Source organism: uncultured Streptococcus sp. (genome assembly GCF_963511325.1).
In the GTDB taxonomy this organism is placed as follows: domain Bacteria; phylum Bacillota; class Bacilli; order Lactobacillales; family Streptococcaceae; genus Streptococcus.
Genome location: NZ_CAUPII010000026.1, coordinates 14,732 through 27,077, shown reverse-complemented (window position 1 = coordinate 27,077; position 12,346 = coordinate 14,732). Strand labels below are relative to the sequence as shown.

Sequence of the window (12,346 nt, the reverse complement as noted above, 5' to 3'; positions counted from 1 at the left end):
CAGAAACACCAAAAGATTCAGAATAAGAAAAGGAGAAATGTATGGGATGGTGGCGTGAAACCATTGATATCGTAAAAGAGAATGATCCAGCGGCTCGCACCACTTTGGAGGTTTTGTTGACCTATCCTGGTGTGAAAGCCTTGGCTGCCCACCGTCTCTCTCATTTTCTCTGGGAGCATGGTTTTAAGCTTTTAGCTCGCATGCACAGCCAGTTTTGGCGTTTTTGGACTCAGATTGAGATCCATCCAGGAGCTCAAATCGATTCAGGTGTCTTTATCGACCATGGAGCAGGACTTGTAATTGGGGAAACAGCTATCGTTGAAACAGGCGTTCTTCTCTACCATGGGGTGACTCTTGGTGGGACTGGTAAGGATGTTGGCAAACGCCATCCGACGGTACGCAAGGGAGCTCTCATATCAGCCCATGCCCAAGTTATTGGACCAGTGGAAATTGGTGAAAATGCCAAGGTCGGTGCAGCAGCAGTCGTTGTAGCAGACGTACCTAGTGATGTGACAGTGGTCGGTATTCCTGCTAAAATTGTCCGAGTTCACGGGCAAAAGGATGAACCAACCATTCACGAAGTCGAAGAAAAACGAGAGTACTACGTCAATAAACTGGAGCAGGCTAAAGAAGCCAGTCACAGATCGTCTGGTTTGTAGAGGATACCTATATGATTCAAGCAAGAAACAAGTTAAGCCAAGAGGAGTTATCTGAGGCGAAAAAACTAATTAACTGTTGCCAAGCCTATGATGGAACTTATCGTGATCCCTATCTCTCTAACATGCTTAATTTTGACCCAAACATGCCCGCCTTTTTCCTTTATTATGAAAAAGGCGAACTTGTTGGTTTATTAACTGTCTATGCAGATGACCAAGATGTGGAAGTGACGATACTGGTTCATCCAAATCATCGCCGTCAGGGGATTGCGCGTGCATTACTTACTAGTTTTGAGAAAGAAACGGCTTCTTTCCCTATTCGTTCAGTTACTTTTCAGACAGAGCGTGTTTTTCTAGACCGCCATCCTGATTTTGTAAGCAACTGGGGATTGGTCGAGGATGAAGAGACAGAAACTTGGTTAGGTAAGGATAGAAAACCTTATCCGTTAGCAACTGTTTCCAATCTTGAAGTTTTGTTAGCAGATAGTTCGTATCAGGATCAAATTAGTCAGTTAAAATTTCAGGCATTTTCAGAGGAACATGAGTCTAGAGAGATTGTGGATAGATATGTCGCTGAAGCTCTGAAGGATCCAGAAAGTCGCTTATATATTTTGTTAAAAGACGGTCAGGTTATTGGAACTTGCACGGTAGATTTATCGACTAATACGAATTACTTCTACGGGTTAGCAATATCTGAACCTGAACGTGGGAAAGGCTATGGAAGCTACTTAGCAAAATCCCTTGTCAACCAACTAATTGAGCAAAATGACAAGGAATTTCAGATTGCAGTAGAGGACAGCAATGTAGGTGCCAAGCGCTTGTATGAAAAAATTGGCTTTGTCAAACAGACCCAGGTGGTTTATCTGAATGAGAAAGGAGCAAGGGATTCCGAAGTGTAGAGAGATTCGGACTGAAATTCAATTGAACTCTTAGTGATGAAACTAATTGTTCTTGGATTTTAGCTTTCCTAACTATGATTTATGATTAAAATCTATGACACTATGTCTCGTGATTTGCGAGAATTTGTCCCGATTGAGGACGGCAAGGTCAAGATGTATGTTTGTGGGCCAACCGTGTATAACTATATCCACGTAGGGAATGCCCGTTCGACGGTAGCTTTTGATACGATTCGACGTTACTTTGAGTATCGTGGGTACGAAGTTGCCTATATTTCTAATTTCACGGATGTGGATGATAAGATTATCAACCGTGCCAAGGAAGAAGGCATCACGCCTCAGGAGGTTGCGGACAAGTACATCGCTGCCTTTCGTGAGGATGTGACAGCCTTGGGCGTCAAACCTGCGACCCGCCATCCGCGTGTGGTGGAGTTTATGGCTGACATCATCCGCTTTGTGGAAGATTTGATTGAAAAAGGCTTTGCCTACGAGAGTCAAGGAGATGTCTATTTCCGTGTGGAAAAATCTCACAACTATGCCAAATTGGCTAATAAAACCTTGGAAGATTTGGAGCTGGGTGCTTCAGGTCGTACCGATGAAGAAACAGCTCGTAAGGAAAATCCTGTAGACTTTGCCCTCTGGAAATCTGCCAAATCAGGCGAGATTTCTTGGGACAGTCCTTGGGGACCTGGTCGTCCGGGCTGGCATATTGAGTGTTCGGTCATGTCGACAGAAATTTTGGGCGATACTATTGATATCCACGGTGGTGGAGCGGACCTTGAGTTTCCTCACCACACCAATGAAATTGCTCAGTCTGAAGCTAAAACAGGCAAGACTTTTGCCAACTACTGGATGCACAATGGCTTTGTCAATATCGACAATGTCAAGATGTCCAAATCTTTGGGGAACTTTATCACTGTCCATGATGCCCTCAAAACCCTCGATGGGCAAGTGCTTCGTTTCTTCTTTGCGACTCAGCATTACCGCAAACCTATCAACTTTACAGAAAAGGCAGTGCGGGATGCAGAGACTAATCTCAAGTATCTAAAGAACACTTACGAACAACCATTTACAGGAAACGTGGATACCCAAGAGTTACAAGCTTTTAAAGACAAGTTTGTAGCAGCTATGGATGAGGATTTCAACTCGGCAAATGGAATCACAGTAGTCTTTGAAATGGCCAAATGGATCAATTCCGGCAACTATGACGCAAGTGTCAAGCAAGCTCTTGCGGATATGTTGGAAGTCTTTGGAGTTGTCTTTGTTGAGGAAGTTTTGGATGCAGAGATTGAAGACTTGATTCAAAAACGCCAAGAAGCGCGTGCAAATCGTGACTTTGCGACAGCGGACCAGATCCGTGACCAATTGGCTGCTCAAGGGATTAAGCTCCTTGACACCAAAGATGGAGTGAGGTGGACACGTGATTGATGTCAATCTCATTAACGGGATTGCGTTAGCTTTTGAGGGGGACGCGGTGTATTCTATGTATATTCGTCGTCACCTCATCCTCAAAGGCATGACCAAACCCAATAAACTCCATCAAGAAGCGACCAAGTATGTCTCAGCCAAAGCTCAGGCTCGCCTGATTTCCCTTATGTTAGAGGAGCAAGTCCTGACGGAAAAAGAAGAAGAAATCTACAAACGTGGTCGCAATACCAATAGTCACACAAAGGCTAAAAATGCCGATGTGGTGACCTACCGTATGTCCACAGGTTTTGAAGCAGTCATGGGTTATCTCCATATGACTGAAAATCTGGAACGTCTTGAGAGCTTGATTTCGTGGTGCATCCAAAAAGTGGAGGGCTAGGACATGATGGCAAAAGAACTACAAGACTGGTTTCCTGATGGTAAAATCTTAGATCAGCCAGTTGATAAAGAGGGTTATCTAAGTCTACCTCTGTCAAATTATCAGTGGCTTTTGCTTGAGGAAGGTAGTCTTAGCGAGCGTGAAAAACAACTGGTGGCTCTCTTAACCAAACAGGAGCAAACCATTTCCCTCAATCCTTGGTATAGTTATCTCATTGAAGGCAAAGGACAGGCACCGCAAAACTTTAAAAAATTGCAGCTTGTCTATTGTCACCTATCCTATTTCCAACAGGAAAATTTAACGTCTTGGTTAGAGATGATGGGAACCCTCTTTCCAAATTGTCAAACAGTGCTTCAGGTGGGAGCGCAGGATTACATTTTTGTTCTCCAACAGGATAAGTACACATCCGTTCGCTCTATCTTGATGGATACCTTGGAAGCCGTAGAATATGACTTTGGAGTACGTTTGTCCATCATGTTAGGTCAGGTCTGGTCACAGACAGGACATCAGGCTCTGTCAGATCTCATCAAAGCAGAACGTGATTTGTTCAAAAACTGGTGGCGACAAGGGCATCAAGGGTTCCATACTTTTTCTCAACTCTATCTGTGGAGTATGGGTGAAAGAATCGTGGATCTCCGAGTTGTCAAGGAATATCTGCATCAGATGATTGTGGACCAGGATCAGATTCAGGAAATCATCCTTTCACTGTGGGAAAACAGTGCAGTCCTGACTAAAACAGCGCAGCAGCTCTATCTGCACCGCAATTCTCTCCAATACAAGATTGATAAATGGGAAGAACTGACAGGACTGCAGTTGAAAGAATTGACAGATTTGACCTTGTGTTATCAGTTGATTTTACCAGATATAATCTAAAGTTTTGTGCAAGTTGCACAGAACTTTTTTATTTTTTTGGTCACCTTGCCATAGAAATGTAAAGCGTTTTCATCTATAATAAAACTATCAAATGACAAAAGGAGTTCACCGAAATGGTAGAATTAAATCTTAAAAATATTTACAAAAAATATCCAAATAGCGAACACTATTCAGTTGAAGATTTCAACTTGAACATTAAAGACAAAGAGTTCATCGTTTTCGTAGGACCTTCAGGATGTGGTAAATCAACTACTCTTCGTATGATTGCAGGTCTTGAAGACATCACAGAAGGTACTGCATCTATCGATGGCGTGGTTGTCAACGACGTGGCTCCAAAAGACCGTGACATCGCCATGGTATTCCAAAACTACGCTCTTTACCCACACATGACTGTATACGATAACATGGCTTTTGGTTTGAAATTGCGTAAATACAGCAAAGAAGACATTGACAAACGTGTACAAGAAGCAGCTGAAATTCTTGGTTTGAAAGAATTCTTGGATCGTAAACCAGCTGACCTTTCAGGTGGTCAACGTCAACGTGTTGCCATGGGTCGTGCGATCGTCCGTGATGCAAAAGTATTCTTGATGGACGAACCTTTGTCAAACTTGGATGCAAAACTTCGTGTATCTATGCGTGCTGAAATCGCTAAAATCCACCGTCGTATCGGAGCTACAACTATCTACGTAACTCACGACCAAACAGAAGCGATGACACTTGCAGACCGTATCGTTATCATGTCAGCAACTAAAAACCCTGCTGGTACTGGTACTATCGGACGTGTTGAACAAATCGGTACTCCTCAAGAAGTTTACAAAAACCCAGTTAACAAATTCGTAGCAGGATTCATCGGAAGCCCAGCTATGAACTTCATCAACGTTAAATTGAACGGTGACCGCATTGTTGCTGACGGCTTTAACTTGAAAGTTCCAGAAGGTGCTTTGAAAGTTCTTCGTGAAAAAGGTTACGAAGGTAAAGAATTGATCTTCGGTATCCGTCCAGAAGACGTAAATGCTGAACCTGCTTTCCTTGAAACATTCCCAGAATCAGTTGTGAAAGCAACAATCTCTGTATCAGAATTGCTCGGTTCAGAATCTCACCTATACTGCCAAGTTGGTAAAGATGAGTTCGTTGCAAAAGTTGACGCTCGTGACTACTTGCAAGCAGGTGCAACAGTTGAGCTTGGCTTTGACTTGAACAAAGCACACTTCTTCGACGTAGAAACTGAAAGAACAGTTTACTAAGATAGATTTTAAACAATGAGCACTACTAGAGTTTTTCTGGTAGTGTTTTTTTATTAAGTTTAGCAAACTCTTACAGAAGAGGCTTTTCTAGTTTTCATATCCTCAAAAAAGTGTTAAAATGGTAGGAAGAATTGGAGAGTATGCATGCCCAAAGAAGTAATTTATTCAGGCGATGAAGTCGTCGCTTTAACGCAAAAATATTTATCGAAAGAAGATGTGGCTTTTGTCCATAAGGCCTTGGTTTATGCTGTTGAATGCCATAGTGGCCAGTATCGTAAATCAGGTGAGCCCTACATTATTCATCCCATTCAGGTAGCTGGAATTTTGGCTAAACTTAAGCTAGATGCTGTTACAGTTGCCTGTGGTTTTTTGCATGACGTGGTAGAAGATACAGAAGCTACCTTGGATGACTTAGAGCGTGAGTTTGGCCATGATGTCCGAGTGATTGTAGATGGTGTTACCAAGCTTGGTAAGGTTGAGTATAAGTCTATCGAGGAGCAGCTGGCTGAGAATCACCGTAAGATGCTCATGGCCATGTCAGAGGATATCCGTGTTATCTTGGTCAAACTCTCTGACCGTTTACACAATATGCGCACCCTCAAACATCTTCGTAAGGACAAGCAGGAGCGTATTTCCAGAGAAACTATGGAAATCTATGCACCGCTTGCTCACCGTTTGGGGATTTCAAGTGTGAAGTGGGAACTAGAAGACCTATCTTTCCGCTATCTCAATCCAACTGAATTTTACAAGATTAGTCACATGATGAAGGAAAAACGTCAAGAACGCGAAGCCTTGGTCGATGAAGTTGTGACGAAACTCGAGGAATACTCATCTGAGCGCCATCTTACAGGAAAAATCTACGGTCGTCCAAAGCATATCTACTCTATCTATCGTAAGATGCAGGATAAGAAAAAACGCTTTGAAGAGATCTACGACCTGATTGCCATTCGCTGTATCCTAGACACTCAGAGTGATGTCTATGCGATGTTAGGTTACGTTCATGAGCTTTGGAAGCCAATGCCGGGACGTTTCAAGGACTATATTGCCAATCGTAAGGCCAATGGTTACCAGTCTATCCATACGACTGTTTATGGACCAAAAGGACCAATTGAGTTCCAGATTCGTACTAAGGAAATGCACGAGGTTGCTGAGTACGGGGTTGCGGCTCACTGGGCTTACAAAAAAGGAATCAAGGGTCAAGTTAATAGTAAGGAATCTGCTATTGGGATGAACTGGATCAAGGAGATGATGGAGCTCCAAGATCAAGCAGATGATGCCAAAGAATTTGTGGATACTGTCAAAGAAAACTATCTGGCTGAGGAGATTTATGTCTTTACTCCAGATGGGGCGGTTCGTTCACTTCCAAAGGATTCTGGACCGATTGACTTTGCCTATGAAATTCATACAAAGATTGGGGAAAAAGCGACTGGAGCCAAGGTTAATGGCCGTATGGTTCCTTTGACGACCAAGTTAAAAACGGGTGACCAGGTTGAAATCATCACCAATCCAAATTCATTTGGACCAAGCCGTGACTGGCTCAATATGGTCAAGACCAGCAAGGCACGCAATAAAATTCGTCAGTTTTTTAAAAATCAAGACAAAGAATTGTCCATCAATAAAGGCCGTGAATTGCTGATTAGTCAGCTTCAAGAAAACGGCTATGTGGCCAATAAATTTATGGACAAGCGTCACATGGATGAAGTCCTTCAAAAAACCAGCTACAAGACAGAAGAAGCCCTCTTTGCGGCTATTGGTTTTGGAGAAATCGGAGCTATCACTGTCTTTAACCGTTTGACTGAGAAGGAACGTCGTGAAGAAGAGCGGGCCAAAGCTAAAGCAGAAGCTGAAGAATTGGTCAAGGGTGGCGAAGTCAAGGTGGAGAACAAGGACACGCTTAAGGTTAAGCATGAGGGTGGAGTAGTCATCCAAGGTGCTTCTGGGCTCTTGATCCGGATTGCCAAATGTTGTAACCCTGTTCCAGGTGATGATATCGTCGGCTATATTACCAAAGGACGCGGAGTTGCCATCCACCGTGTAGACTGTATGAACCTTCGTTCACAGGAAAACTACGAACAACGTCTACTCGATGTTGAATGGGAAGACCAATTCTCAAGTAAGGAGTATATGGCTCACATCGATATCTACGGGCTCAACCGTTCTGGTCTATTGAATGATATCTTGCAAGTCTTATCAAATACAACTAAGAATATCTCAACCGTTAATGCCCAACCAACTAAGGATATGAAATTTGCTAATATCCATGTTTCCTTTGGAATTTCAAACCTTTCAATGCTGACCACCGTGGTTGATAAGATTAAGAGTGTACCAGAAGTCTACTCAGTCAAACGGACCAATGGTTAAGTTGGCTTGATATCATCAGAAAGGATTGCTATGAAAATTATCGTTCAGCGTGTCAAGAAAGCTCAAGTTTCTATTGAGGGGCAAGTATATGGGAAAATCCAGCAGGGGCTCTTACTCTTAGTAGGTGTTGGACCTGAGGATCAGCAGGAAGATTTGGAGTATGCAGTGAGAAAACTTGTCAATATGCGAATTTTCTCAGATGCTGAAGGCAAGATGAACTTATCGGTTAAGGATATTCAAGGCCAAATTCTCTCCATCTCTCAGTTTACTTTGTTTGCAGATACCAAAAAGGGAAATCGTCCAGCCTTTACAGGCGCTGCTAAACCGGATATGGCGGAAGCTTTCTATCAAGAATTTAACCAAGAACTAGCCAAGGAAGTTCCTGTTGAGAAAGGAGTCTTTGGAGCAGATATGCAGGTGGAACTGGTCAATGATGGCCCAGTAACCATCATCCTTGACACCAAAAATAGATAAGAAAAACCAAGCCCAGTCAGCTTGGTTTTTTTGTAATGTATTTAGTTCATTTTTTCAACATAGAGTTGTTTGGCAATTTCTAGGCTGACTTGGAGTTCTTCATTCTTGTGACTCAGAGTGAAGGTATTAGAGAAGCCATCAAACTGCTTGACTTGGAGTTTGTCTCCAATATGGATACTGTGTTTTTCCAAATATTGGAGAAGTTCAAAGCTATCATGGACCCGAGTCAGTAGATAGGTTCCTGCTTCTTTGATATCAGAGAGAGGAAGGTTATTGGTCTCAACTAAAAGCTCTCCCTTGGCAGGAATGGTTCCTCCATGGGGACAGGTTTTTGGAAAGCCTAACATTTTGTCTAATCTCTCGACAAAAAAGTCTGAAACCGTATGTTCTAATACCTCAGCTTCATCATGAATCTGATTACTGGTATAGTCCAGATGGTGAACCAGAAAAACTTCAATGAGTCTGTGCTTTCGGTAAAGGTCAGATACAAGTTTTAAACCAATGTCCGTTAGTATATAGCCATTTTCTTTATTTTTTAATATAAGGTTTTCGGATTGCATGCGCTTGATCATCTCAGTTACCGCAGGAGGTGATACCTGCATCCGAGCAGCGATTTCCTTGTTGGTAATCTTAGGAACTTCCATGCCAATCTCATAAATACATTTTAAGTAATCTTCTTTATTTGGTGTCATTCGCATTTCCTTGTTTATTATCTCCATCTAGTATACCAAAAAAAGCTAGATTTCTCTAGCTTTCTGTATTGTTACAGGTGGGCTTTCTTTTAGTCAAGCGACTTTGCTGCTTCAATGGCTGCTTCAAAGTTTGGCTCGGAATTGATATTGTCCACATACTCAACATAACGGATAATATTGTCAGCATCAAGGACAAAGACTGCGCGTGCCAATAGGTGCCACTCATTGATTAAGAGAGCATAATCACGTCCAAAGGAATGGTCGAAATAGTCTGAGAGCATGATGGCATTTTCAATACCTTCAGCACCACACCAACGTTTTTGGGCAAAAGGGAGGTCCATGGAAACAGTCAAGACAACCGTATTATCCAGTCCAGCCAGTTCTTCATTAAAACGACGCGTTTGAGTTGAGCAGATGCCTGTATCGATAGAAGGCACGACACTCAAGACTTTTTTCTTGCCATCAAAATCAGCCAGAGATTTTTTAGAAAGGTCTGTTGTAGTGAGAGAAAAATCAAGTGCCTTGTCGCCGACTTGTAGTTGTTTACCTGTAAAGCTCACAGGATTTCCGAGAAAAGTTACCATAAGATACTCCAATCTTTTTTCTTCCATTTTAGCTGAAACAGTCGGAATTTTCCAATGATTTGACCGGAAATGTGGGCATAGAAAAAACGCCAGTTCAATGTGAGAATGACGTTTTTCATTGAGTATTATTTTGCCAATCCTTCAGCAATCTTGTCAAGATTGTATTTCATCATGTTGTAGTAGCTGTCGCCTTCTTTACCTTGTTCTGCGATAGAGTCAGTAAAGATTTGTGCGTAGATTGGGATGTTTGTGTCTTGTGAAACAGTCTTCATTGGACGGTCATCCACACTTGATTCTACAAAGAGGGAAGGAACTTTTGTTTGGCGAAGTTTTTCAACCAAGGTTTTGATTTGTTCAGGAGTTCCTTCTTCTTCAGTGTTGATTTCCCAGATATAGGCACTTGGGACACCGTAGGCTTTAGAGAAGTATTTGAAGCATCCTTCGCTGGTTACGATGAGTTTTTTCTCAGCAGGGATGTTGTTAAATTTCTCTTTAGCTTCCTTGTCAAGTTTGTCTAGCTTATCAGTATATTCTTTGAGATTTTTTTCGTAGAATTCCTTGTTGCTAGGGTCTTTAGCGCTCAATTGTTTTGCGATATTTTTAGCAAAGATCATACCGTTTTCAAGGTTAAGCCAAGCGTGTGGGTCTTCTTTGCCTTTTTCGTTTTGGCCTTCAAGGTAGATAACATCAACGCCTTCGCTGACTGCAAAGTAGTCTTTGTTTTCAGTTTTCTTGGCATTTTCTACCAATTTTGTAAACCAAGCATTGCCACCAGTTTCAAGGTTGATACCGTTGTAGAAAATCAAATCAGCTTGAGATGTTTTCTTAACGTCTTCAGGGAGTGGTTCGTATTCGTGTGGGTCTTGGCCAACAGGAACGATACTGTGAAGATCAATCTTGTCACCAGCAATATTTTTAGTAATATCAGCGATGATTGAGTTTGTAGCAACAACTTTTAGTTTTTGACCAGAAGCTGCATCTTTTTTTCCGCTAGCACATGCTACAAGAGCAATAACGGAAAGAAAGAGAACGAGTAATGTACCTAATTTTTTCATTAGATCCTCCAATTTATTGGGGTTTTGCCCCTTATTTTAACAAATGTTTATTTTTCAGTTTCAAATATCGTTGTTTAGGAGAGATAAAGAAACTGATTAAGAAGAAGCTAGCAGCTGTAAGTACGATGCTAGAACCAGCTGCTAAGTTTAAACTATAGCCAATAAAGAGTCCCAAAACTGAAGCTGTAGCTCCAAAGGTTGAGGAAAGGAAAATCATACTTTTCAGGCTATTAGCATACAGATAAGCAGTTGCAGCTGGGGTAATCAGCATGGCTACAATCAGGATAGTTCCAACACTTTGCATGGCTGTCACAGACACGAGAGTCAGGAGTATCATGAGGAGGTAGTGATAGAAATTGACAGGCATTCCCATGGCTTTAGCCAGAAGTTCATCAAAGGAAGTTATCAAGAGTTGCTTGAAGAAAATCCAGATTAACAAGAGAATGACCGCCCCTACGCCCATAGTGATAAACATATCCGTATCTTGGACGGCTAGAATATTACCAAAAAGGATATGGAAAAGGTCAGTTGAACTTTTAGCGACACTAATCAAGATGATACCGAGGGCTAAGAAAGAAGAAAAGGTAATGCCGATGGCGGTATCGCTTTTGATAATCGAGTTCCCCTTGATGTAGGTAATGATGATAGCAGCTAGCAATCCAAAGACAATGGCTCCGATAAAGAAGTCAACGCCCAAGATGAAGGAGAGGGCTACACCTGGTAAGACAGCATGTGAAATAGCATCTCCCATGAGTGACATCCCACGTAGAATGATGAAACATCCCACAGCTCCAGCTACGACCCCGACGACAATAGCTGTTATCAAGGCATTTTGTAGGAAATGGAATTTTTGCAATCCATCGATAAATTCTGCAATCATAGGTCACCTCCATTGAAAAAGAGTCGATTACCGTAAGCTTCTTTGAGATTGGCTTCGGTAAAGGTTTCTTTGGTTGGACCAAAGGCAATCACTTCTCGATTGACAAGTAAGACTTGATCGAAGTAGTGGGAAACCTTGCTGAGGTCGTGGTGAACGATGAGAACCGTCTTACCAGCTTTTTTCAAATCTCTCAGCGTATTCATGATGATTTCCTCACTGACAGAGTCAATCCCAACAAAGGGTTCATCCAAGAGGATATAATCGGCTTCCTGCACCAAACATCTGGCAATCAAGACCCGCTGGAATTGACCTCCAGACAGTTGACTGATTTGACGTTCAGCGTAGTCAGCTAGGCCGACGATTTCAAGGGCTTCCTCTACTTTTTTCCAATGTTTAGCATTTAAACTGCGAAAGAGAGGAATAGAAGGAAATAGTCCTAGCGAGACACATTCCTTGACCTTGATGGGAAAGTTGTAGTCGATATTGATTTTTTGTTCGACATAGGCGATTCGGTGTAAGGATTTTTTAACTTCCTTGTCATCGAGAAATGCCTGACCTTGATGTGGGATAATTCCCAGCATACCTTTTAATAATGTTGATTTTCCGGCACCGTTTGGACCAATGATTCCGGTAATTGTTGGTCCTTGGAGCACTAGTGAAATATCCTTAAGTGCCAACGTTTCTTTGTAGGAGACACTGAGGTTTTCAATACGTATCATAAACTTGTATTCCTCCTAACTCTTAATATACCTTAAAAAAAAAATTAAGTCAAGTTAATTTTTCAAAAATTTAAAATAATAACTGAAAAATGATGGAAAAGGAAA

At 41.9% G+C, this 12,346-nt stretch carries 13 protein-coding genes; 8 read left to right on the top strand and 5 right to left on the bottom strand.

Features of this window, described 5'->3' with window-relative positions; all coding sequences use genetic code 11:
- Positions 1-41: 41 nt before the first annotated feature.
- The 8 genes from cysE (at position 42) to dtd (ending at position 8,311) form a co-directional block, all read left to right on the top strand.
- Positions 42-659 (top strand): serine O-acetyltransferase, encoded by a 618-nt coding sequence (gene cysE, locus RQ973_RS07575; protein WP_311523464.1) that lies wholly within the window; start codon positions 42-44, stop codon positions 657-659.
- An 11-nt stretch (positions 660-670) separates the two neighbouring features.
- Positions 671-1,555: a GNAT family N-acetyltransferase gene (locus RQ973_RS07570; RefSeq protein WP_311523462.1), complete on the top strand. Its 885-nt coding sequence runs from the start codon at positions 671-673 to the stop codon at positions 1,553-1,555.
- Between the two features lie 81 nt (positions 1,556-1,636).
- Positions 1,637-2,980: a cysteine--tRNA ligase gene (gene cysS / locus RQ973_RS07565; RefSeq protein ID WP_049544818.1), complete on the top strand. Its 1,344-nt coding sequence runs from the start codon at positions 1,637-1,639 to the stop codon at positions 2,978-2,980.
- Entirely contained in the window at positions 2,973-3,359 is a 387-nt protein-coding gene (locus RQ973_RS07560; protein ID WP_000567927.1) for a Mini-ribonuclease 3, read from the top strand. Before cysS ends, RQ973_RS07560 begins: the two co-directional genes overlap by 8 nt.
- A 3-nt stretch (positions 3,360-3,362) precedes the next feature.
- Positions 3,363-4,232, top strand: coding sequence for a PucR family transcriptional regulator (locus RQ973_RS07555; protein WP_311523461.1), 870 nt, complete (start codon positions 3,363-3,365; stop codon positions 4,230-4,232).
- A 113-nt stretch (positions 4,233-4,345) separates the two neighbouring features.
- Positions 4,346-5,476: an ABC transporter ATP-binding protein gene (locus tag RQ973_RS07550; protein ID WP_045763481.1), complete on the top strand. Its 1,131-nt coding sequence runs from the start codon at positions 4,346-4,348 to the stop codon at positions 5,474-5,476.
- 144 nt (positions 5,477-5,620) lie between these two features.
- Positions 5,621-7,837: a bifunctional (p)ppGpp synthetase/guanosine-3',5'-bis(diphosphate) 3'-pyrophosphohydrolase gene (locus RQ973_RS07545; protein WP_049503998.1), complete on the top strand. Its 2,217-nt coding sequence runs from the start codon at positions 5,621-5,623 to the stop codon at positions 7,835-7,837.
- Between the two features lie 30 nt (positions 7,838-7,867).
- Positions 7,868-8,311, top strand: coding sequence for a D-aminoacyl-tRNA deacylase (gene dtd / locus RQ973_RS07540; protein ID WP_311523460.1), 444 nt, complete (start codon positions 7,868-7,870; stop codon positions 8,309-8,311).
- Positions 8,312-8,352: 41 nt separating this feature from the next.
- Here the strand turns inward: dtd and RQ973_RS07535 are convergent, their stop codons facing one another.
- The 5 genes from RQ973_RS07535 to RQ973_RS07515 form a co-directional block, all read right to left on the bottom strand.
- Positions 8,353-9,003, bottom strand: coding sequence for a metal-dependent transcriptional regulator (locus RQ973_RS07535; RefSeq protein WP_311523459.1), 651 nt, complete (start codon positions 9,001-9,003; stop codon positions 8,353-8,355).
- 89 nt (positions 9,004-9,092) lie between these two features.
- Positions 9,093-9,587 (bottom strand): thiol peroxidase, encoded by a 495-nt coding sequence (tpx, locus tag RQ973_RS07530; protein ID WP_311523458.1) that lies wholly within the window; start codon positions 9,585-9,587, stop codon positions 9,093-9,095.
- A 125-nt stretch (positions 9,588-9,712) separates the two neighbouring features.
- Positions 9,713-10,642, bottom strand: a complete 930-nt coding sequence (gene psaA / locus RQ973_RS07525) for a metal ABC transporter substrate-binding lipoprotein/adhesin PsaA (RefSeq protein WP_060628635.1) — start codon at positions 10,640-10,642, stop codon at positions 9,713-9,715.
- Between the two features lie 31 nt (positions 10,643-10,673).
- Positions 10,674-11,522 carry a metal ABC transporter permease gene (locus tag RQ973_RS07520; protein WP_000559791.1) on the bottom strand — a complete coding sequence of 283 codons (849 nt, stop codon included), beginning with the start codon at positions 11,520-11,522 and terminating at the stop codon, positions 10,674-10,676.
- Positions 11,519-12,241 carry a metal ABC transporter ATP-binding protein gene (locus RQ973_RS07515; RefSeq protein WP_000619162.1) on the bottom strand — a complete coding sequence of 241 codons (723 nt, stop codon included), beginning with the start codon at positions 12,239-12,241 and terminating at the stop codon, positions 11,519-11,521. The genes RQ973_RS07520 and RQ973_RS07515 overlap by 4 nt, the downstream gene beginning before the upstream one ends.
- Positions 12,242-12,346 lie beyond the last annotated feature (105 nt).

Coding starts and splice junctions, on each gene's coding strand:
- cysE (WP_311523464.1), top strand. CDS start 42: ATGGGATGGTGGCGTGAAACCATTGATATCGTAAAAGAGAATGATCCA.
- RQ973_RS07570 (WP_311523462.1), top strand. CDS start 671: ATGATTCAAGCAAGAAACAAGTTAAGCCAAGAGGAGTTATCTGAGGCG.
- cysS (WP_049544818.1), top strand. CDS start 1,637: ATGATTAAAATCTATGACACTATGTCTCGTGATTTGCGAGAATTTGTC.
- RQ973_RS07555 (WP_311523461.1), top strand. CDS start 3,363: ATGATGGCAAAAGAACTACAAGACTGGTTTCCTGATGGTAAAATCTTA.
- RQ973_RS07550 (WP_045763481.1), top strand. CDS start 4,346: ATGGTAGAATTAAATCTTAAAAATATTTACAAAAAATATCCAAATAGC.
- RQ973_RS07545 (WP_049503998.1), top strand. CDS start 5,621: ATGCCCAAAGAAGTAATTTATTCAGGCGATGAAGTCGTCGCTTTAACG.
- dtd (WP_311523460.1), top strand. CDS start 7,868: ATGAAAATTATCGTTCAGCGTGTCAAGAAAGCTCAAGTTTCTATTGAG.
- RQ973_RS07535 (WP_311523459.1), bottom strand. CDS start 9,003: ATGACACCAAATAAAGAAGATTACTTAAAATGTATTTATGAGATTGGC.
- tpx (WP_311523458.1), bottom strand. CDS start 9,587: ATGGTAACTTTTCTCGGAAATCCTGTGAGCTTTACAGGTAAACAACTA.
- psaA (WP_060628635.1), bottom strand. CDS start 10,642: ATGAAAAAATTAGGTACATTACTCGTTCTCTTTCTTTCCGTTATTGCT.
- RQ973_RS07520 (WP_000559791.1), bottom strand. CDS start 11,522: ATGATTGCAGAATTTATCGATGGATTGCAAAAATTCCATTTCCTACAA.
- RQ973_RS07515 (WP_000619162.1), bottom strand. CDS start 12,241: ATGATACGTATTGAAAACCTCAGTGTCTCCTACAAAGAAACGTTGGCA.